The sequence below is a fragment of the Ruegeria sp. YS9 genome, from assembly GCF_024628725.1.
GTDB classification, from domain to species: domain Bacteria; phylum Pseudomonadota; class Alphaproteobacteria; order Rhodobacterales; family Rhodobacteraceae; genus Ruegeria; species Ruegeria atlantica_C.
Map to the genome: position 1 here is coordinate 616,797 of NZ_CP102409.1, position 20,990 is coordinate 637,786.

Annotated in this window: 20 protein-coding genes; 13 read left to right on the forward strand and 7 right to left on the reverse strand. The window is 60.0% G+C overall.

From position 1 onward, the window contains the following. Nucleotides 1-52 precede the first annotated feature (52 nt). On the reverse strand, nt 53-376 hold the full coding sequence (locus tag NOR97_RS03230; RefSeq protein WP_170344942.1) for a hypothetical protein: 324 nt from the start codon (nt 374-376) through the stop codon (nt 53-55). Between the two features lie 325 nt (nt 377-701). Here NOR97_RS03230 and NOR97_RS03235 point away from each other — a divergent pair, with 325 nt between their 5' ends. Continuing rightward, nucleotides 702-1,058, forward strand: a complete 357-nt coding sequence (locus NOR97_RS03235; protein WP_257600193.1) for a hypothetical protein — start codon at nt 702-704, stop codon at nt 1,056-1,058. 15 nt (nt 1,059-1,073) lie between these two features. On the opposite strand, the gene NOR97_RS03240 is transcribed toward NOR97_RS03235, so the two are convergent. After that, nucleotides 1,074-2,009, reverse strand: coding sequence for a glyoxylate/hydroxypyruvate reductase A (locus NOR97_RS03240; protein ID WP_257600194.1), 936 nt, complete (start codon nt 2,007-2,009; stop codon nt 1,074-1,076). Between the two features lie 130 nt (nt 2,010-2,139). On the opposite strand from NOR97_RS03240, the gene NOR97_RS03245 reads away from it, so the two are divergent. From NOR97_RS03245 to NOR97_RS03260, 4 genes are all read left to right on the forward strand, one after another. Continuing rightward, nucleotides 2,140-2,319: a hypothetical protein gene (locus NOR97_RS03245; protein WP_257600195.1), complete on the forward strand. Its 180-nt coding sequence runs from the start codon at nt 2,140-2,142 to the stop codon at nt 2,317-2,319. Nucleotides 2,320-2,375: 56 nt separating this feature from the next. Then, nucleotides 2,376-3,182 (forward strand): thioesterase family protein, encoded by an 807-nt coding sequence (locus NOR97_RS03250; RefSeq protein WP_257600196.1) that lies wholly within the window; start codon nt 2,376-2,378, stop codon nt 3,180-3,182. 72 nt (nt 3,183-3,254) lie between these two features. Beyond that, the gene (locus NOR97_RS03255) at nt 3,255-3,902 is read left to right on the forward strand and encodes a DUF1007 family protein (RefSeq protein WP_257600197.1); all 648 of its coding nucleotides are present in this window, start codon (nt 3,255-3,257) and stop codon (nt 3,900-3,902) included. Further along, nucleotides 3,887-4,822, forward strand: coding sequence for a nickel/cobalt transporter (locus NOR97_RS03260; RefSeq protein ID WP_170344948.1), 936 nt, complete (start codon nt 3,887-3,889; stop codon nt 4,820-4,822). The genes NOR97_RS03255 and NOR97_RS03260 overlap by 16 nt, the downstream gene beginning before the upstream one ends. A gap of 1 nt (nt 4,823) precedes the next feature. On the opposite strand, the gene truA is transcribed toward NOR97_RS03260, so the two are convergent. After that, a complete protein-coding gene (gene truA, locus NOR97_RS03265) occupies nt 4,824-5,591 on the reverse strand; it encodes a tRNA pseudouridine(38-40) synthase TruA (RefSeq protein ID WP_257600198.1) in 768 nt (255 codons plus the stop codon). Nucleotides 5,592-5,698: 107 nt separating this feature from the next. Between truA and NOR97_RS03270 the strand changes: the two genes are divergently transcribed. The 6 genes from NOR97_RS03270 (at nt 5,699) to ileS (ending at nt 15,284) form a co-directional block, all read left to right on the forward strand. Continuing rightward, a complete protein-coding gene (locus tag NOR97_RS03270) occupies nt 5,699-7,114 on the forward strand; it encodes a YcjX family protein (RefSeq protein WP_257600199.1) in 1,416 nt (471 codons plus the stop codon). Further along, entirely contained in the window at nt 7,111-7,566 is a 456-nt protein-coding gene (locus NOR97_RS03275; RefSeq protein WP_257600200.1) for a GNAT family N-acetyltransferase, read from the forward strand. The genes NOR97_RS03270 and NOR97_RS03275 overlap by 4 nt, the downstream gene beginning before the upstream one ends. Further along, complete coding sequence (locus NOR97_RS03280) at nt 7,559-8,548, forward strand: YcjF family protein (RefSeq protein WP_257600201.1); 990 nt, start codon at nt 7,559-7,561, stop codon at nt 8,546-8,548. Before NOR97_RS03275 ends, NOR97_RS03280 begins: the two co-directional genes overlap by 8 nt. 60 nt (nt 8,549-8,608) lie before the next feature. Beyond that, nucleotides 8,609-9,319 carry a VIT1/CCC1 transporter family protein gene (locus NOR97_RS03285; protein ID WP_257600202.1) on the forward strand — a complete coding sequence of 237 codons (711 nt, stop codon included), beginning with the start codon at nt 8,609-8,611 and terminating at the stop codon, nt 9,317-9,319. Nucleotides 9,320-9,497: 178 nt separating this feature from the next. Then, entirely contained in the window at nt 9,498-12,206 is a 2,709-nt protein-coding gene (locus NOR97_RS03290; RefSeq protein ID WP_257600203.1) for a DUF2339 domain-containing protein, read from the forward strand. 165 nt (nt 12,207-12,371) lie between these two features. Then, nucleotides 12,372-15,284 (forward strand): isoleucine--tRNA ligase, encoded by a 2,913-nt coding sequence (gene ileS, locus NOR97_RS03295; RefSeq protein WP_170344955.1) that lies wholly within the window; start codon nt 12,372-12,374, stop codon nt 15,282-15,284. 42 nt (nt 15,285-15,326) lie between these two features. Here ileS and NOR97_RS03300 read toward each other — a convergent pair whose 3' ends face one another. Further along, complete coding sequence (locus NOR97_RS03300; protein WP_257600204.1) at nt 15,327-17,285, reverse strand: hypothetical protein; 1,959 nt, start codon at nt 17,283-17,285, stop codon at nt 15,327-15,329. A 134-nt stretch (nt 17,286-17,419) separates the two neighbouring features. Between NOR97_RS03300 and NOR97_RS03305 the strand changes: the two genes are divergently transcribed. Together NOR97_RS03305 and NOR97_RS03310 are read left to right on the forward strand one after the other, a co-directional pair. Next, entirely contained in the window at nt 17,420-17,875 is a 456-nt protein-coding gene (locus tag NOR97_RS03305) for a methylated-DNA--[protein]-cysteine S-methyltransferase (protein ID WP_257600205.1), read from the forward strand. A gap of 76 nt (nt 17,876-17,951) precedes the next feature. Further along, nucleotides 17,952-18,419: a hypothetical protein gene (locus tag NOR97_RS03310; RefSeq protein ID WP_170344958.1), complete on the forward strand. Its 468-nt coding sequence runs from the start codon at nt 17,952-17,954 to the stop codon at nt 18,417-18,419. Between the two features lie 21 nt (nt 18,420-18,440). Here NOR97_RS03310 and NOR97_RS03315 read toward each other — a convergent pair whose 3' ends face one another. The 3 genes from NOR97_RS03315 to NOR97_RS03325 all read right to left on the reverse strand — a co-directional run bounded on the left by NOR97_RS03315 (nt 18,441) and on the right by NOR97_RS03325 (nt 20,829). Further along, nucleotides 18,441-19,136 carry a phosphatidylcholine/phosphatidylserine synthase gene (locus NOR97_RS03315; protein ID WP_170344959.1) on the reverse strand — a complete coding sequence of 232 codons (696 nt, stop codon included), beginning with the start codon at nt 19,134-19,136 and terminating at the stop codon, nt 18,441-18,443. A gap of 68 nt (nt 19,137-19,204) precedes the next feature. Beyond that, the gene (locus tag NOR97_RS03320) at nt 19,205-20,125 is read right to left on the reverse strand and encodes a tyrosine recombinase XerC (protein ID WP_257600206.1); all 921 of its coding nucleotides are present in this window, start codon (nt 20,123-20,125) and stop codon (nt 19,205-19,207) included. Continuing rightward, on the reverse strand, nt 20,122-20,829 hold the full coding sequence (locus NOR97_RS03325) for a DUF484 family protein (protein ID WP_171616316.1): 708 nt from the start codon (nt 20,827-20,829) through the stop codon (nt 20,122-20,124). The genes NOR97_RS03320 and NOR97_RS03325 overlap by 4 nt, the downstream gene beginning before the upstream one ends. Nucleotides 20,830-20,990: the final 161 nt, after the last annotated feature.

Consider the following 20,990-nt stretch of genomic DNA (forward strand, 5'->3'; position numbering starts at 1 on the left):
GCAAGCTATGGCAGGCCGGTCGGGCGACCTCAATGCCTGATCTGACGCCGTGTCAGTTGCAGCTGACCTGCGAGAAAAACTGGCCCGAAATGTTCTGATACATACTGGCCACGATCGGTTTGCACCCGGTTGCCTGCTGAATCGCGGCGATGGCCTGAACGGTGCGCAGGCGCGGCGGCGGGCCGAAGGGGTTGAGGTTGTTGTTGTCACGCGTGGCGCGATAGACGACCGGCGCATCGGAAACCTGTGTCACCGCCCAGGTGCGGCTCATGACGAACACGGATTTGGTTTCTTCTTTGGCCGAGATGGGTGATGCAAAAAGGGCCGCGGATGAAGCGAGTGCTGCGACGGCCAGCAGGGCAGGGCGTAGTTTCATGGAACAATCTCCAGTGCTCAAAATCAGAATTTACTTGGATTTCAGCAAATTCCAGCCCGCCTGTGAAGCCCCAAGGTCAGAAATATGCGGCGCCACCCCGTCGGCCAGGTGTTCCCGGCAAGCTGTGGGCAATGGCAAATACCGGTTGCAGCCGTTGTGCCGCCAATGCCTGAACCACCCCGAATCCCCGCGTTGCGGGCTTGCGAACAGAAGTCTCGCAGACGGGTTTGGTCGCGAGGTTTTGAAGGTTCGCCACAGGGGCTTGGCCCTGCCGGGTTAGGGGTATAACCTTGACCACAAATGATTTCAGCTCTGCGAGGCCGCCATGAATGCCACATTTTTTACCGCCGTCGCCGCATGCGGCATTCTATTGATGAACACCGTGGTCGAGGCCAAGCCTCTGTCCCGAATCATAGCCGAGATGGGGTTGTCTCCGGCAGATTTCGAAGTGGTCAACGCAGCCTCGAACGCGCTTTTGACCAGTGGCACACCATCCGTGGGTCAGGAACGGTCATGGAAGAATGACGACACGGGATCAAAAGGAACAATCCGGGTGCAATCGGTACAGGGAAATTGCGTTGGCCTTCAGCATGTGATTCAGCCGGACGGTGGTGATCAGAGTAGGGAAATCCGAACCCGCCGATGCAACGATGGCAATGGCAACTGGATCCTTACGCCCTGATCATCGGGTCAGGTTTCAATAGCCCTGATCGCGATTGACTTCATGCAGCAAGGGCGCGCCAGAACAGAGGCGTTGGAAGTTTTCAGCCACATCCGACAACGCATCGCCCAGATGCCAGCCTGAAACATGAGGCGTGATCGTCACGCCGGGGTGGCGCCACAGCGGGCTGTCTTGTGGCAGGGGTTCCCGCGAGGTGACGTCCAACACGGCATGCCCCGGAATACCTGCGTCCAGTGCCGCGATCAGGGCGCCCTCATCAATCAGATTCCCGCGCCCCGCGTTCAGCAACTGACTGCCGGGTTTCATCGCCGCCAGCATTCGGGCATCAAACAAGCCTGCGGTTTGAGGGGTCGAGGGCAGGATTGCGCAAACGTGGTCACATTGTCCTAGAAGCGCGGGCAACGCGTCCTGCCCGTGCAAACAAGTTACGCCGTCAATGACCTTGGGCGTACGGCTCCAGCCCATCACCTGAAAGCCCACGGCGCGCAGCATCCGCGCGGTGCGGGCACCGATGTGGCCAAGACCCAGAACGCCGACCACGGTGTCTGGGGTGAAAACCGGTGCGCGCGGGGACCACTCGGCGCGGGATTGGGCCGCTTCGTGAAATGCCATGTGTCGCTGAGCGCGCAGGATATAGGCCAGAAACCACTCGGCAATGCCCTGTGCCGGCGCGTCGGGCTTCAGGCGGGCGATGCGAACACGACCGGGCAGACCGGGATGGCTGACAATGGTTTCAACCCCTGCGCCCAGCTTTTGAACCAGTTTCAGGTTGGGCAGTCGCGTCGGGTGGTCACGTTGCATATCAACCACGGCCAGCATCGTTATGTCATCCGGGTTTCCCAACGTTTCCGCGGTGCGAATATCCGCATCCGGCAACACCGCCCGTAAACTGCGGGCAATTTCGTCATCACTTATCCAGTTGGACAGCCCGGTTTCGATCAACAACGCCATGTACGGCTCCTGCTTGGGTTTGATGCGGTGACGTCCCGTCACTACGGTGGACAGGGCCCGGGCAGTTAAGCCATCCTTGCGGCAAAAGTATAGCCCGGACCCGGTGCTTGACAGGGACAATTCCGAAAACATGACATTCAGCCTGGCCGCGCAAATTCATGATCATCTGCAAGACGTTGCCGATATGACCGGGTTCGAGATCATGCGGCTGGAGGACACATGTTTCCCGGGAGGTGAAAGCGAAACTGATCGCAAGGCCGGTGTGTCCAACATTTTCGCCCCCCGCCGTCGGAATGGCGAAAGTGGTTAAACACCCGGGCCCAGATGAATTGAAACGATTTGCACAAGAATAGACCCGAGGAACACATGGCGGAAGCGCTCGATTTTACGGACAAGACCTATTTTCATCAGCGCGATGACGGGGCCTTTATTGGCAACGATGCCGCGCGCGGGCCGTGGTCTGCCGCTCATTGCCACGCGGGGCCGGTCAGCGGCTTGATCGTACGGGCCGCAGAAACCGAAATCGGCCCCGAAAAGATGCTGACCCGACTGACTGTCGATTTGTTGCGGCCACTTCCATTGGCCGGGCTCCGTGTCGCGGCAGAGACCACGCGCCATACCAAGACGCTGGGCACCACGCGGGTCACGGTACACGATCTTGATGACACGCTCTGCGCCACGGCCACCACGATGCATCTTTTGCGGCGCGATCTGGGGCAGGTGCCGAATGTCGAGATAGATGCGCCGAGGATAGAGGACGTTGTCGAGGGCCCATTTCCGATAGGTGAAATTCGCCACGATTTGCCCGGTTTCGCCCATTACAGCGATATTCGCTATCCGGCAGGGGGAAAACAGGGTGCCGGGCCCAAAACAATTTGGATGCGCACTCCGCAGCTTTTGCAGGGCGAGGATCAGTCGCCCATACAGGCCCTGTGCCCGTTGGCGGATTGTGGCAACGGTATCTCGTGGAACGCGCCAACCTCGGAAATGGGGTTCATGAACACCGACCTGACCGTGCATATCCACCGTGAACCGGTTTCAGACTGGCTGGCATCCGAGTCGGTTTCGCATTGGCAGCCTTCCGGCATCGGCATGTCTCAGTCCGTGCTCTTTGATACGCAAGGTCCAGTGGGTACTGCGCTGCAAACACTGGTTCTGTTTCCGCCGACCTGATGTCGGGCCGGATTTCGCATCGGGATTGAAAATGTCGTTGCCGCCAAACGGAGGGAGACCTATCTTGATCTCATGCGTTACCTTATAACCACTTTGATCCTTTGCTTGCCGATGCAGACCAACGCCCACCCGCATGTCTTCATTGATACCGGGCTGGAATTTATCGTGGATGACGCTAGTCAACTGACCCATGTCCGCGTGACCTGGGCGTATGACGAATTCTACTCGTTGCTGGTTCTGGAAGACATGAAGCTGGATCAGGATGCCGACGGCGTTCTGACACAAAGCGAAGAACGGTTCCTGACCGGGTTCGATACGCAGTGGGTGGAAGGATACAACGGCGATCTTGTCGTTACCGCAGACGGAAACCCGGTTGCACTTTCCGGTCCGATGGAGGCGCACGCGACAGTTGAAGACGGGCGCGTTGTCACCACGCATCTCAGGGCGGTGGAAGCCGGTGCCGTGCCTGCCACGGCATTGTCCGCAAAGGCATTTGATGAGACGTTTTACACCGCCTACGAGGTGACGCGGCCCGTCACCGTCACAGGCCCTTCTGCGTGCCGGATGGATCGGTTTGACCCGGACATCGACGGGCAACTTGCGCAGATGCAGGCGTTCCTGCTGACACTGGACGCAGATTATGACCTCGAGGAAAACGATATTCCTCTGGTCGGTGAAAGCTTCGCGACCGAGATCCGTGTTTCATGTCCCGCTACCTGATTGTTCCGGTTGCTCTTGCCTGCGGTCTGCTGCTCTGGTTCTGGGGCAGCGGAGGTTTTGAAAGTCTTGCGGCCTGGGCCGCGGGGGAGCAACGAGAATTCCAGAACCAGATCGCCCGGTCCTTGCGTGCCGCGCGCGCCGAGCAGCCCGAGGCGGTGGCAACGCTGCTGACGGTCTGTTTCGCCTACGGGTTCTTTCATGCCATCGGCCCCGGCCACGGAAAGGTCCTGATCGGGGGCTACGGTTTGGGTCGGCGTGTTGCTTTCTGGAGGCTATCGGCGATCAGTGTATTGTCCAGCCTCGGGCAGGCGGTGACGGCCGTCGTACTGGTCTATGCCGGGGTGCTGGTGTTCCAGATGTCCCGCGAAAGCCTTGTTGGAACGACGGAACAGGTCATGGCTCCGATCAGCTACGGTGCAATTGCCCTTATCGGTCTTTGGCTGGTGGTCCGGTCCTTGCGCAGTTTCGCAAGGAGACGGAAAACCGCGTCGTCCCATGATCACCATCATCGTGAAAACGATCACACGCATCATCACCACCACGAAGGAGAGGTCTGTTCAGATTGCGGTCACCGCCATGGCCCCACCGCGCAGGAAATTGCAAATGTGGGTTCACTGCGCGAGGCCCTGATCCTGATTGCGGGCATCGCGGCGCGACCGTGCACAGGGGCTTTGTTCGTGCTGATCCTGACGTGGCAGATGGGCATCGCGATGGTCGGTATCGCCGGGGCCTTTGCCATGGCATTGGGCACGGCGTTGGTGACGACCTTGGTGGGATGGACGTCCTTTGGCCTTCGCGGAGGTCTGCTGGCCTCAGCCTCGGCCACACGGTTCGCATCGGTGTTGGCCCCAACCATCGAACTGGTCGCCGGGCTGATCATTGCCGTGATCGCAAGTGGATTGCTTCTGCGAGCGATTTAGGTCAGTCGAATACCGGTTCCGGGTAACCAACCCGCGCCAGATACAGCCCTTGCGGCGGGCACACTGGCCCGCAGGCCGCACGGTCGGCGGCTTCCAACGCCTTGCGAACATCTTCCGGCGTCCACGCGCCGGCGCCCACACGTTCCAGGGTTCCGACGAAACTGCGCACCTGATTGTGCAGGAATGACCGTGCCCTAACGTGGAAAAGGACCTCGGGGCCGGAAAATCCCTGAACCTGTTCAACCCGCAACTCATCCAGAGTTTTGACCGGGCTGGCCGCCTGACAAATCGACGACCTGAAGGTCGTGAAATCATGGCGACCCAGCAGCATGTTCGCCCCTTCCTGCATGGCCTCGACATCCAGCGGATGATTGATCTGCCAAACCTGCCCTTTGTCATGGGTTGCAGGCGCGCGCCGCATCAGGATGCGGAACAGGTATTGCCGTTCGACCGCCGAAAACCGGGCGTGCCAATCCGCGTCGACCCGTGCTGCCTTAACAATCGCCACCGGCTGCGGTTTGAGGTGATAGTTCAGCGCTTCGGACAGGCGGAAAGGATCCCAGTCCTTGGCCATGTCGCAATGAGCAACCTGTCCCAATGCATGAACACCGGCGTCGGTGCGCCCTGCGGCAGCAATCGTATGCGCACCCGGTTGAATGCGGGACAGGGCCTGTTCGATTGCTCCCTGCACGGACGGTTGATCCTTTTGCCGCTGCCATCCGGCAAACAGCTCCCCCTGGTATTCGACTTTCAACGCGTATCTGGGCATGTGCCGCTGGTACAGCGCGGCGCGGGAACGGGCAAGGGGGCGAAAGCGCTGGTATGTGCGGTACCCTCTACCTATCTTGGGTGAAACGATAATTGCGGGGCGACGGATTGGTCATCTCATCACTGGCAGACAGTCTTGTGCGCGGCGTCGAAAACATCGGCGACAGCGTCTCCGAGACATTTTTTGAGCCTGCCATCCGCCTGGGTGTCACCGGGTTGGCGCGGTCGGGCAAGACGGTTTTCATCACCTCGCTGGTGGCGAACCTGCTGGATCGGGGGCGTATGACCGGGTTGGTTGCGCAGCAGGAAGGACGGATCAACGCCGCCTATCTGCAACCGCAGCCTGATGACACCGTGCCCCGGTTCGATTATGAAACGCACCTGTCCGCCCTGACCGGTCCGACACCGCACTGGCCGGACAGCACGCGCGCGGTGTCAGAACTGCGCCTGTCCTTCAAAGCCCGCCCAGCCGGCTTGCTTGCCGGCTTGCAGGGACCGCGCACCGTTCATCTGGACATTGTCGATTACCCCGGCGAATGGCTTTTGGATCTGGCCTTGCTGGACAAGTCGTATGCAGACTGGTCTCGGGAAACACTGACACGTATCGAGGCCCGCTCGGAGGCTGCCGGGTATCTGGCCCAGGTCAATGCCGCAGACCCGTCCGGCGCACATGACGAGCCGACGGCGCAAGCGCTGGCATCGTCTTTCACGACCTATCTCAATCAGGCGCGTGAAGCGGGGTACTACGACTGTACCCCCGGGCGTTTCCTGTTGCCGGGCGATCTGGCAGGCTCTCCGGTTCTGACCTTTGCGCCGTTGGTGGTGCCTGGCCCGTCGCGGCGCAGAACGCTTCAGCGCGAGATGGAACGGCGATTTGAAGCTTACAAAGCGCAGGTCGTGAAACCGTTTTTTCGGGATCACTTCTCGCGGATCGACCGGCAGGTGGTTCTGGTTGACGCGCTGGGCGCAATTCACAAGGGACCGCAGGCGGTCGAGGATATGCGCCGCGCCATGGCTGATATCCTGTCGGCCTTTCGCCCCGGCCGAAATGCATGGCTCAGCCAATTGCTGTTGGGCAAGCGGGTCGAACGCATTTTGTTTGCGGCGACAAAAGCCGACCATTTGCACCACACCCAGCATCCCCGCCTCACCGCGATCATTGAAGCATTGACGCGCGAGGCGCGCGATCGGGCGAGTTTCGCCGGGGCCCGGACCGAGGCCCTGTCTCTGGCATCGCTGCGCGCAACGACCGAAGAATTGCGCAATCACAACGGGACAGACTTGCCATGCGTTCGGGGTACCTTGTTGGATAGTGGGAAACAGGCCGCCTTCTACCCCGGTGAATTGCCCGAGGATCCAGCGCATCTGTTGGGCCCGGCCCGAAATGGGGCTGATACGTGGTTGGGCGAAGACTTCGGCTTCATGGCTTTTGCCCCGGCCCGGCTGACCATGAAACCCGGTGACGGCCCGCCGCATATCCGACTGGATCGTGCCGCCCAGTTTTTGATTGGAGATCGGTTGTGACGGTACTTCTGCGTCCCGCACGCCCAACGGATGCAGGTACCATCGGGACAATCCTGCATGGCTTCGCCCGGGAAAACGACTGGATGCCTGAATTGCACAGCTGCGCCGAGACCATCGCCTTCTGTGGTCGAATGATTGATCAGGAATGGGTGACCGTGGCTGAAACCGAGGCCGGCGTTGTAGGTTTTTTGGCGCTTGACGGTCGTGAAATCCATTCGCTTTATCTGGATGTTTCGGTTCGGGGCCGCGGGATTGGCCAGCAATTGCTGGATCATGCCAAATCGGCCCGCTCAGAGCTGAGCTTGTACGCGTTTCAGGACAACGCCCGAGCCTGCCGGTTTTATGAACGTAACGGCTTTGCCGAGGTGGCCCGCAGCGATGGGGCGGATAATGACGAAAACCTGCCGGACATATTGTTTGTCTGGCGCAGTGAGGGTGTGATCCATGGCTAAAGGCCCGGTTTTGATCGATCTTGAAACGGATGAGCCCCCTGCCGATGTCGCCAAGGCCCCGCCGGTGCCGGACATCGCGCAACCGCAAGGGCAGGCGATGCAAAGCGCGGCACGGCTGGCGGCGCGTAAACCATCGGCTCTGGCACGCTGGTTCTGGGGGCTGGCCCTGGCAGTGGTCGGGGCGGCCGTATCGGTGGCCGCGTGGGATTTTGCAACCTCGCTGGTGGCGCGGACACCTGTATTGGGTTGGATCGTAACCGGATTGATCGCCGCGCTGGTTCTTGTGGCGCTTATGATTGCTGTCCGTGAACTGGCCGCACTGGGGCGATTGTCCCGCGTAGATGGCCTGCGTCGGGCCGCAGACACCGCATTGGCCGACGACGATCTGGCTCAGGCCCGTGCGGTCACCAACCGTATCATCGTATTCTACAAAGGCCGGGAAGACACGCGCTGGGGCCGCGAACGATTGACCGAGCGGATGGCGGACCAGTTCGATGCGTCAGCTCTGCTGGAGCTTGCCGAAGATGAACTGCTGGCCCCTCTGGATCAAGCAGCCAGCCGCGAGGTCGAGGCCGCGGCCCGGCAAGTTGCAACCGTGACCGCATTGGTGCCATTGGCGCTTGCGGATGTGATAACCGCGCTGGCCGCGTCGTTGCGGATGATCCGCCGGGTTGCGGAAATCTATGGCGGGCGTGCGGGTGCGCTGGGCGGCTGGCGTCTGACCCGCAGTGTATTTGTGCATCTGGTGGCGACAGGGGCCGTGGCCGTCGGCGATGATCTGCTGGAGCCTGTCCTGGGCGGTTCCGTTTTAAGCAAACTGTCCCGCCGGTTCGGAGAGGGTCTGGTCAACGGGGCGCTCAGCGCCCGTGTGGGTGTGGCCGCGATGGAGGTGTGCCGTCCGCTGCCCTTCTCGGACAGGCACAAACCTTCGACGCGGGGCATCATCAAACGCGCCTTGCAGGGCCTGTTTTCCAAGGGTTGATCCAAAGCAAGGCGCCCCGGCCTGCGCTTCGACACACTGAAAGTGTCAAAGGAGCCAGCCATGACGGATCACGGTCACAGCCCGCAGGAAATCGCCGAACGGATCAACGCACCGCCTGGACGAGGTGTGTTGCGCGATGTCGTCTATGGCGGCATCGACGGGTCCGTCACCACATTTGCCATTGTGGCAGGCGTTGCAGGGGCAGGTCTTTCCCCGTTCGTTATCGTGGCGCTTGGCCTGGCGAATGTTCTGGCTGACGGGTTTTCGATGGCTGCGGGCAATTATTCGGGCACCAAGGCCGAACTGGACAACATTCGCCGCATCCGCGCGGTCGAGGAACGCCACATTGCGTTGTACCCGGATGGCGAGCGCGAAGAAGTGCGAGAGATCCTTGCGCAAAAAGGGCTGTCTGGCGGCATTCTGAATGAGGCCACGGCAGAGATCACCTCGAGCACCGAAAACTGGATCAACCTGATGATCGAAGGTGAATATGGTCTGGGCAGTGTCGACCCGCACCCAATGAAAGCCGCAGTGGCCACCTTCTTTGCGTTTCTGGTGGCGGGGATGATCCCTTTGCTGCCGTTCCTGGCGTCCTTGCCAAACGCATTTGCGATCTCGGCCTGGATGACCATGGCTGTATTCTTTGCGATTGGCGCGCTCAAAAGCCGGTGGTCACTGGCCCCCTGGTGGCGGTCGGGGATCGAGACGTTTTTGATCGGCGGGCTGGCCGCGCTGATCGCGTATCTCGTCGGGTCCCTGTTCCACCCATGAGTTTTGCAGCGCTGGGATGACGGTTCTTGCGGCAGGCGTTACCGGAGATCCCGGACCTTTTCAGGCCAACGATCGCGCGCCTGACGATTTCGGTGTTTTAGATCGGGTCACGGCTTTCCTGACTGTCACTTTCGGACGGCTCAAGATAGCCTGACCTTCAAAAGGATCGGAGACTCGGTTGGAATCGCTGCTTGTTCTTGTTGGCCTGATTGTTCTGGCCATCCCTGTGACATTGATTGCCCTTTTGGTCGGGCATTCCCGTTTGCGGCGCCGGGTAGAGCAGCTGGAAGCGCAAATCGACGCCTTGGCCTCAGGTGATGCGACCGTCCTGCCGCAACCGGAACAGGAAACGCCTGAACCGCAACCTTCTGCTGAAGAGAAGCCGCGCAGGCCAGCGCCCTGGTCAGCACCAAAGCGGCAGGAAGACAACAGTGCCGACGCTCAAGATGCAGAGGTTTCTTCTCCGGCTATCGTGTTTCGCCATGACAGGTTTGCGGCCTTGGGCGCGTGGCTGCGCGAGAACTGGTTTTATGTGGTTTCGGCCCTGTCTCTGGCGCTGGCCGGTATTTTCCTTGTGCAATACGGCGTCGAAAACGGTTTGCTGCCTCCGGCGGCCCGTGTTTTAGCGGCCCTGGGTTTCGGCGCTGTTCTGATCCTTGCAGGCGAGGTGTTGCGCCGCAAGTTCGGTGATGACGAAGCGGTGGCAACCGCCTATCTGCCCTCGGTCTTTTCCGGTGCCGGGCTTGTCAATTTGTTCGGGGCGATCCTGTCTGCCCGCCAGCTGTACAACCTGATCGGTGCCGAAACGGCACTGGCAGGGATGGTCGTTGTCGCGCTGGTGGGCCTTGTTCTGGGGTGGTTCCACGGTCCGCTGCTGGCTGCGGTCGGTCTGATCGGAGCCTTTGCCGCTCCTTTCCTGGTTGGGGGCGCGTCTGATGATCCCTCTTGGCTTTATGCGTATTTCCTGCTGGTTGCCGTCTTGGGGCTGGGTATCGACACGGTACGGCGCTGGGCATGGATCTCGGTCCTGACGCTGTTCGGGGCCTATGCGGCGAATCTGCTTCTGGTGACCGGGGCGCCGAGTACGGAATCGGGATACCTGATCGCCGCAACGGTGCTGGCGCTTTTGGCAACCGCCATCCCGGTGCGGCGCATTTGGCCTAATCACGCGGGCCCCATGCTGTCTGAGATGATCCGCCGCCCAAAGGCCCGCCCCTGGCCCGAATTCCCAACCCGTCTGGCTGCCGGGGCCATCGCGGCAAGTACGGTGATCCTGTCCTGGCATTGGGCGGATACGGAGCCCGAATTCTGGTTGGGCGTCAGCTTGTTGTCCACCCTCGTTCTGGCGTTGCTCCTATGGGCCAAGGATGCACCGGCCCTCCGGGACCTGACTGTCCTGCCTGCGGCCGGTCTGGTCGTCTTTGTCGCCTCTCACGGGCTTGAGAACGGCGCGGTTCTGGACAGGTTCGCGGGCACTTACGCGGAAACACCCGAGGCCGACTATCCGATGGTGGTGACTGTTCTGGTCGCCTTGGGAGGTTTGATGTCGGCCCTGATGGCCTGGCGTTCATTCACGACCAGCCAGTATCGCGCCGTCTGGGCCGGAGGAGCCGCGCTTTTTGCCCCTGTGCTGGCCATCGCGCTGGAAATAGGCTGGCATCCGGCTTCGGTGATCGGAGCCTACCCCTGGGCGCTCCATGCGATCGCACTGGCGGTGCTGATGGTGGTTCTGGCAGAACGTTTTGCCCGTGTTGACGGCGATGACCGGATGCGAGCGGCTCTGGCCACTCTGTCCGCGCTGTCGTGTCTGGTGTTCGCTTGCGTCATCGTGCTCAGTTCATCGGCGCTCACGGTTGCTCTGGTTGCCAGTGTCGTGGTTGCGGCAGCGTTGGACCGCAGGTTCATCCTGCCGCCGATGAGCTGGTTCATCTGGGCGGGTGTCTTTACCGTCACGGTGCGTCTGGTGCTTGATCCCGGGCTGGACTGGGCCAATTCCGCTCCGGTGTCTGAGATGGCGATGGTCTATGGCGCGGCCACATTGGGATTTGTCGTGGGCTGGTGGCTTTTGCGTCCGTTGAAGCGCCCTCTGGCGGCGCTGCTGCTGGAAAGCGCGGCCTGGGCGACAGCGGGTATCCTGCTTTCATTGCTGCTGCTGCGTTGGCTCGAAGGCTTCGGAGATGGCGGCGCTGACAACAGCCATTGGGGCCTGGGTCTGCTGGCCGTCATCTGGCTTTTGCTTGCGTTCGCGCAGGTGCAGAGGTTCGGGCTGGGTGGCAAGCTGAACTATTTGCGATACCTGCTTGCTCTGTTCTTTGCGGCTCATGGCCTATTCTATCTGTTGCTGGCATTGGCGGACCAGAACCCCTTGTTTGATCCGAATGCAGATCCGGTGCTGGGGGCGCCGGTTTTGAATACGCTGGCCGTTGCCTATCTGTTGCCCGCATTGGCCATCGGCGGTTCGGCCTGGAGGATCCGGGAAATGCCGAAACCGATCATGCAAGCAAGCTTTGCTGCCGCAGGGATTTTGGCCGCAGTTTGGTTGGGTTTGACGATCCGCCACGTCTGGCAGGGTGCGGCGGGTATGTATGAAGGCAACGGCGTCACGCAGCCCGAGCTCTACACCTATACCATCGTTCTACTGCTGATCGGGGCCGCTCTGTTCTATCAATCTCTGGCCCGCCGATCCGACCTGATGCGCAAGGCCGGGCTGGCGGTGATCGGGTTGGCGGTTGCCAAGGTCTTCCTGATCGACATCGCCGGTCTGGGCGGCCTGATCCGGGTGTTTTCGCTGTTGGCGCTGGGCCTTGCGCTGGCCGGTCTTGCGTGGCTGAACCGGTGGGCGAAACTGCGCCATTCGCCGCAGCGGGCAGAACCTCTGGACCATTAGGTGCAGGCGTCATATAAGCGCGGCCATGCATGACCGGATGGCCATCATTATTCGAATTATATCCCCGGCGCTCTGATATCGCGAGACGCCGGGCAAAGGTGTTTGAGACTTCGCACCGACCGCTTCGATCCAATAGACGACCAGATCATCCAAAGGACGCCCCAAATGTGCGCCGACACGATCCAGACACCTGACTACAAAGACACGCTGAACCTGCCCAAAACCGATTTCCCCATGCGCGCCGGTCTGCCGAAACGCGAACCCGCATGGCTGGAACGGTGGGAGACCATCGGCGTCTATGACCGCCTGCGCGAGAAAAAGGGCCGCACACCCTTTACCCTGCACGATGGCCCCCCTTACGCGAATGGTCATCTGCATATCGGCCACGCGTTGAACAAGACCATCAAGGACATGATCGTGCGCTCCCATCAGATGATGGGCTTTGACGCGCGATACGTCCCCGGCTGGGACTGTCACGGCCTGCCGATCGAATGGAAGATCGAGGAACAGTACCGCAAGAAGGGCAAGAACAAGGACGAGGTGAACATTGTCGACTTCCGTCAGGAATGCCGCAAGTTCGCCGAAGGCTGGATCGACATCCAGCGCGAAGAGTTCAAGCGTCTGGGCATCACCGGCAACTGGGCCGATCCCTATATCACAATGGACTATCACGCCGAAGCCGTGATCGCGGACGAGTTCATGAAGTTCCTGATGAACGGCACGCTTTATCAGGGCTCGAAACCCGTTATGTGGTCGCCGATCGAAAAGACGGCGCTGGCCGAGGCCGAGGTCGAGTATCACGACAAGGAAAGCTTCACAATCTGGGTGAAGTTCAAGGTCGTGAATGCGGGCGATCTTGATGATGCCTATGTGGTGATCTGGACGACGACCCCATGGACCATGCCGTCGAACAAGGCCGTCGTCTATGGCAAGGACATTTCCTACGGTCTCTACGAAGTTACTGACACGCCCGAGGAATGCTGGGCCAAGGTAGGCGACAGGTTCCTGTTGGCCGACAACCTGGCCGCCGATGTACTGGGCCGTGCCCGTCTGAACGACGATCAGTGGACCCGTGTGCGCGACGTGACCGCTGACGAATTGGAGAGCGTTCAACTGCTTCACCCGTTGGCCGGGGCCGAAGGCGGCAACGGTGAATGGGACGACATCCGCGATTTCCGCGCCGCTGACTTCGTGACCGATACCGAAGGCACCGGATTCGTCCATTGTGCACCGTCCCACGGGATGGAGGAATTCGAGCTGTACCGTGATCTGGGCATGCTGGAGCAGGTCATCACCTATAACGTGATGGATGACGGCTCGTTCCGCGCTGACCTGCCGTTCTTCGGCGGCAAATACATCCTGTCCCGCAAGGGCGGCGAGGGTGACGCCAACAAGGCGGTCATCGACAAGCTGGCCGAGGTCGGCGGGCTGCTGGCGCGCGGCAAGATCAAGCACAGCTATCCACATTCGTGGCGCTCCAAGGCGCCGATCATCTACCGCAACACGCCGCAGTGGTTCGCATCCGTCGACCGCAAGCTGGACGACGGTATGGGCGAGATGGGCGACACCATCCGCGAACGTGCCCTGCGGTCGATTGACGAGTTGGTGAAGTGGACGCCGCAGTCCGGCCGCAACCGTCTGTATTCGATGATCGAAGCACGCCCGGATTGGGTTCTGTCGCGCCAGCGTGCATGGGGTGTGCCGCTGACGTGCTTCACCAAGAAGGGCGCTCTGCCCACCGATGCGGATTACCTGCTGCGCAATGAAGAACTGAACGCCCGCATCAAGGCGGCGTTTGAAAAGGACGGCGCAGACGTCTGGTATACCGAAGGCTTCAAAGAAAAGATCCTCGACGGCATCGTCAATCCTGACGACTACGATCAGGTCTTTGACGTTCTGGATGTGTGGTTTGACTCGGGTTCCACCCACGCGTTCGTTCTGCGGGATCGCGAGGACGGGACCGAGGATGGCATTGCCGATGTCTACATGGAGGGCACCGACCAGCACCGCGGCTGGTTCCATTCGTCCATGCTGCAAGCCTGCGGCACCAAGGGCCGCGCACCGTACCGGAACGTGGTGACTCACGGTTTCACACTGGATGCCAAAGGCAACAAGATGTCCAAATCGCTGGGCAACACCATCGTGCCGGAAGAGGTCATCAAGCAATATGGCGCCGATATCCTGCGCCTGTGGGTGGCCCAGACCGATTATACCGCAGACCAGCGGATCGGGCCGGAGATCCTGAAAGGCACCGCCGACAGCTATCGCCGCCTGCGCAACACCATGCGGTTCATGCTGGGATCATTGGCCGACTTCACCGAGGCAGATCGGGTTGATCCCGCAGACATGCCGCGCCTTGAACGCTGGGTTCTCAGCCGTCTGGCCGAGTTGGACGAACAGGTCCGCAAGGGCTATGCCGCGTTCGACTTCCAGGGCGTGTTCAGCGCGGTGTTCAACTTTGCCACCGTAGACCTGTCGTCCTTCTATTTCGACGTTCGCAAGGACGTTTTGTATTGCGACGGGGACAGCACACGCCGCCGCGCCGCGCGCACTGTTCTGGACATTCTGTTCCATCGCCTGACCACATGGTTGGCCCCTGTACTGGTCTTCACCATGGAAGAGGTCTGGCTGGAGCGGTTCCCGGGCGACGACAGTTCGGTCCATCTGGTAGACTTCCCGGACACACCGGCCGATTGGCGCGATGCCGAGCTTGAGGCCAACATGGCCAAGGTGCGCCGTGTGCGCCGGGCCGTGACCGCCGCGCTGGAGGTTCAGCGTCAGGACAAGGTGATCGGTTCCAGCCTCGAAGCGGCACCGATCGTGCATGTCGAGGATGGCGATACCCGCGATCTGCTGGCCACGTTCGACGTGGACGACATGTGCATCACTTCGGGCCTGACGGTGACCGGCGATCCCGCCCCGGCCGAGGCGTTCCGTGTGCCGGAAATCGAAGGCGTTGCCGTCGTATTCGAAAAAGCAGAAGGCGAGAAATGTCAGCGCTGCTGGAAAATCCTGCCTGATGTGGGCCGTCACACCCACGCGGGCGTCTGCGGGCGCTGTGACGAAGCGCTTGGATAAGTCAATTCGCCCCCTCGGGTTCACTCGGGGGGGCTTTCCTGCCTATGTCTGCACTGCCTGCGGGACAGGATTGAACAGATCAAAGCCAATGGCAGGGTCCGTCAGCGCTTTCCAAACCTGGTAATCCGTGAAGTAACCGGTATGCCCTCCGGGATCGACCGGGATGTTCCGGTTCGCAAAAATCAGCCCCCCCTCGATTTCCGTTCCAACAAAATCGTCCTGCCGGAAGATGTTGAACCACGCGGCGTTCAGATGACTGGCCGCAAGTGTGAACATTTCGGGAAAATAGCGCTGATAGATATGCGTGACCGGGGAACCCATCGTAACGAGAGTCAGAGGTCGGTTGCCAATACGCTTTTGGACACGTGGGTCCGTAAGCATCTGTGTGGCAATCACGGTGCCCTGCGAATGGGATATCACCGTGATATGATCCGCTGGAAAGATATCGAGAACATAGTACAAAGTGCGATAGAAACGCTCGTCTATCGCCTTGCGATCCGGATAGTTGCGTTGCCGCGTTTCCAGGTCTTTTCCCAGATAGCACTTGTCGCGAATGGCGTAGGTGACGATATCCCGTGCCACGCCCAGCCCGGCGGAAACAAAATCAGAAAACCGGTACATCAATGCAGTTGCACCAAGAACGACCAGGCCGATTTCGCCCTGCGAACAGGCCAACCTGTCCAAAGCCCAAGAGATCAGGTTGGTTTCACCTATTCCCAAGTTGCATGCGGCCTCAAAATTCTGGTTGGCCGCGATCTCTCGGATCGTGACCAGAACCAGCACGATTGTACCAAACAGAAAGACCCACTGTGCCAGCCGGTTCACAATCGCCCGGCTGATCAGACCGCTGCGGGTGTGAAGGTTGGCCTTGTATGTCTTGCGGCCTGCAAAAAGCCCGACGCCAACGAACCCCAACAGAACGATGGCCACAAAGGCCACGCTGAGTGTTTCGATGGACTCGTTCAAATTGCTTTCAAAAAGACGTTGCAGTTGACCGCCGGACAGGCCCGTAACAGTTTCCAGCAATTGCTCTATGGTCAACCAGAGACCGGAAATGAAGAACATCCAGAAAACCAGCATGCCTGCGCATATGCTGGGGTACAGGCGCCTGTGCTCTGTTAGCGTATCATTGATCTGAAGTTTCGCCAGAGACAGCGCGTAAAGGATGATCGTCAGGAAGATAAGTACAGCCCAGAAGATGGACAGCAGAAAAACCTGAAAAGCCACGAATTGCTCCAGGGCCGGTGGGCAGCTTTCCGTGTCGGAAGGGACGCAGGCCCAAAATTTCAGGCCCAGCGGTCCAATGACCAGGCACAGGGTCAGTGCTGTTCCTATTCCGAGCATTCCGCGCCAGAAAACCCGCCTGAGATAGGTCGGCGCGGATCGGCCTTGCCCCAGCCCGACGATGGCCCCGCCGGCGTACAGCCCGAACAGCAGCCAGAACAACAGGGTAGGGTTCTGGAAAACCGAGACAGGTATCCGGTCGGTCATGACCGCTGCGGCACCGATCAGCAAAAAGACGTTCAGCGTCGCAACCGCACCGAAGAAGATCCATGTGAAAAGATGTACCAGCTGTGCCGCCAGTGTATTCCTGCCATTTGGTTGGTCCGAGGCAACGCCCCTGCGGCTGTGGGTTTGCTCGACATTGTCCATCGCCAGATATCCCAACGCCAGAACGACCCAGATCAGATCCAGCACGGTTTTGATCGCTCCTTTCGGGGCCGGAGAGCGATCAGCCCAATAAACTTCGGCAAACAGGGCCTTGTCCTGAGGAACAGCCGGGTCGGTCACCGTGCGCAGATTGACTTCGAACAGCTCTGCATTTCTTGGATTTCCGTCGAAGGTGGATTCGGCAAGTTCGATCATGCCGCGTTCGACTTCGATCGGTGGTCTGGGGTTTCCATCCAGCCAGGTTGTGGCCGCGCCGACCACCTGGTCGACGGTTTCGCCGGGTTTTTGTTCACCGATTCCATGTACCGTGAGGATCAAATGCCGACCCATTGCGTTCTCCAAAATCTCTTTAAGTAACGGCAGAAGCGTATCATGAATGGCACCAATGCCCAAAAATGACGTTTTGCGTAGCCTTGCACACTCCCGCGCTTGCGCTGGGCGCTTTGATCTGAAACCGTCGGTCCATGGCGATGATTTCCGTTGAAACCCGGTTCGGGCGACTTGGTGTTGAAGAAACAGACGGGGCCCTTACGCGGCTTGTCTGGAACGGCAGGGACGAAGGAGAGCCGACCGCGCTGCTGCGCGAAGCCGCCGCCCAGTTGATGGCCTATGATGAAGGGCGGCTTGACCGTTTCGATCTGCCGTATCGCATTGACGGATCAGAGTTTCAAAAGCAGGTCTGTGACCTGATGTATGCCATCCCTCTAGGAGAAACGCGCACCTATGGCGATATCGCCAAAGAACTGGGGCAGTCCGCCCAGCCGGTTGGCCAGGCCTGCGGCGCAAACCCCATTCCCGTGATCATTCCCTGCCACCGGGTTCTGGCCGCAAATGGCCTGGGTGGTTTCTCGGGCGACGGTGGTGTTGAGACGAAAGTTGCCCTGTTGCGGCATGAGCGGGCGGCAGGTCTTTTGATCTGAGCGTCGAAATTCGGTTGCAATCCGCTTTTTGCAGACACAACTTGTAACCGTTGCTGAATTTGAAGGACCGCATTGCATGACCACTGAACAAGACCGTGCAGCCCGCAAGAAGGCCATTATCGACCGGTTGATGTCGCTTGAAGCGCAAGAGCTTGCAACAGCGCAGGCGCATTACGACGCGTTTTTGAAAGATGCTCAATTGGACGACCGGGAAGGTCACGACAAGGATGACATTGCCGCATCGCGTGAGAACGCCGATCTGGCGGCTGCCTTTGACGCCCCGGTCCATGCGCATCATGCCAAGATTGACGTCATCGAAAATACCGATTTCAGTCTGACCGACACGGTCAAGCCGGGTGCCGTGATCAAGTTCAACAACCGCAGATTTGTCGTGTGTGTCTCGACGACGCGGTTCGAGGTGGACGGCAAGACCTATATGGGCATTTCAACCCAAAGCCCGATTTATCTGGCGATGGCAGGTCTGCAAAAGGGCGACGTCTTTACCCATAACGGCACCGAATTCGAGGTTCAGGACGTTCTGTAAAACGGGACGGGCAGCGCTGCGTCAGGCGTGGCGCTGCGGAACAACCTGTTGGGCGATGCCTGCGAAGGTCAGGTACAGGCTGGTGATGACCAGCCCCCAATGGGCCCAGCTTTCGGGGTGAAAATCGACCCAGGCGGCCCAACCCGCGAAGAACGTCCATGCCAGCGCCATCGGCAAGGTCAGGCTGCGCCAGCGCTCGGTGCGGACGGGATGAACGAATTTCAGTGGCAGAAACATGGCCAGCGACAGCAGCGTGACCAGCAGCAGGATGATCCAGAAGTTCGGCTCCAGCGCGAAGATCACGATGACGAACATGTTCCAGCACCCGGGAAAGCCGGAAAAGGAATTGTCCTTGGTCTTCATGCGTGTATCCGCGAAATACATCGCACTGGCAAAGGTGATGACGATGATCGCGAACCATCCGGTCCAGCCGTCCATCAGCCCCGACTTGAACAGGGCAAAGGCCGGGATGAACACATAGGTCAGGTAATCGATGATCAGATCCAGCAGAACGCCGTCGAACTCGGGCGCGTTGTGCTTGACGTGATAATGTCGCGCCAGCGGGCCATCGATACCGTCCACGATGAAAGACACGACCAGCCAAAGATACATAAGGCTCCATTTCTCTTCGACGGCAGCCAGCATGGCCAGCATGGCAAAAACAGCGCCTGTTGCAGTGAAGAGATGAACGGAAAGAGCTTTGAATCTGAGTGTCATGCAAGCGTCATGACCGATGCGCGTCCGAGATGCAAACCAAAAGCCCGGGTTTTCGAATGATGGATAAGTCAGGCTTTGGGATGCGCGCGGTTGTAGACCTCCATCAACCGCGCTGTGTCCACTGCCGTATAGGTCTGCGTCGTCGACAAGGAGGCGTGGCCCAGAAGTTCCTGAATGGCACGCAGGTCGCCTCCGGCTGTAAGCAGGTGGGTGGCAAAGCTGTGCCGCATGGCGTGGGGCGTTGCAGTAGATGGCAGGCCCAATTGCATACGTGCCTTGGCCATGACCCCTTGGATCGCGCGCGGGTTCAGTGCCCCTCCTCGGACGCCGCGAAACAGGGCTTTGTCCTGTGCTTGCGGATGGGGACATAGCTTCAGGTATCTGTCGACCGCTTCCCGAGCCGCGGGAAGAACCGGTACGACCCGCTCTTTGTCGCCTTTGCCGACGATGCGCAGCGTGGCGGGCAAAGGTGCGTCCGAACCGGTCAGGGACAGTGCCTCGGATATGCGCAGTCCGCATCCATAAAGCAGCGTGACAACCGCGACGTCGCGGGCTGCGACCCAGTCCGACGTGGATTGCAGTTCCACTGTATCGATCATGGCGCGGGCTGCGTCTTCGGCCAGTGGACGGGGCAGTTTCTTGGTGAATTTTGGCGCGCGGGTGGACAGAACGGCGGTGGGCTCGAACCCCTCACGCTCTGCCAGCCAACGGTAGAAGCTTTTGACCGCCGACAGTTTGCGCGCCAAAGACCGCGCGCTGACATCTGCGCCGCGCTGATCCGCCATCCAGGCGCGCATATCCGACACCGTGATCCGTTCCAGTGCTTTCAGGCCATGCCGTTCGGCGTGATGCAGGGTCATGAACGACAGAAACTCGACGACATCGCCTCGATAGGCGTTTTGCGTGTTCTCGGATCGTCCGGCCAGTGCGCCGAGGCTGTCCAGCCAATGCTGAAGCGCGTCGCGGCAGGCGGGTGAGATCAGGCTCACGACAGCCAGTGGCGCATCGAGCGTTCGAATACGCCGGCAAAAAAGGCCAGAAGATCGGTGCCCAGCTGCGGAGTGAAATGCCGCGGGTCGCGGGCTGCCATGACGATCATGCCCGGAAGACGACCGGCCCCGAGGTCAAGCTTCAGGCAGGCCTCGGAACGAAGCTGATCGGCCTGTGACCCGAAAATGCGGCGGCTTGGCTGATGGATTTCCCGCAAGATCACGTCCCGTGCGGGGCCACCGCGATCAATGGTCAGATATCGGTCGATGAAGCCGGGTTCCGCGATCGTCAGGACACCACCCAGCGTGTCAATCGCAGGATCGTTCTGAACCACGGTGGTTTCCAGAACCAGCGTAACGCTGTCGACGCGCAGGATGTCCGCCACATCGGCGCCCAGCGCGCGCAGGAAATCTTCGAACTCGACAGGTTCCAGCAATCGCAGAATGGCGCGGTGGACCTGATTGGTGCCCGCAAGGTTTTCATAGGCCGCGGCGATGACGGAACGGTGGGTGTCTTCCAGACGATCCAGCCGGGCCTCGAGCCGTTGCATCGCAATGCCGCGCAGATCAATCACGTTGTCGCCGCGTGCTTGCTCGTTGGCTGCGACAAGCGCCTGCATCAGGTCTTTGTCGTCCAGCACGACATCCGGCTCGGCCAGAATTGCCGCGCGGAGGTTATCCTCGAGTTTGGGATTGCTGCTCATGTTCCGTCCGGTCTTTTTTGTTGTCGCGGCTTATAACATGCCGGTCCGGATTTGCCTTGGAAAAAATGCATGCAAGGGTGGGTTTCCTTGCATGCTGTGGCGCAGGGGCTCCCGCCCGCCATGCCTGATCACAGATCAGGCATTTGGCCGTTGGGCCGGGC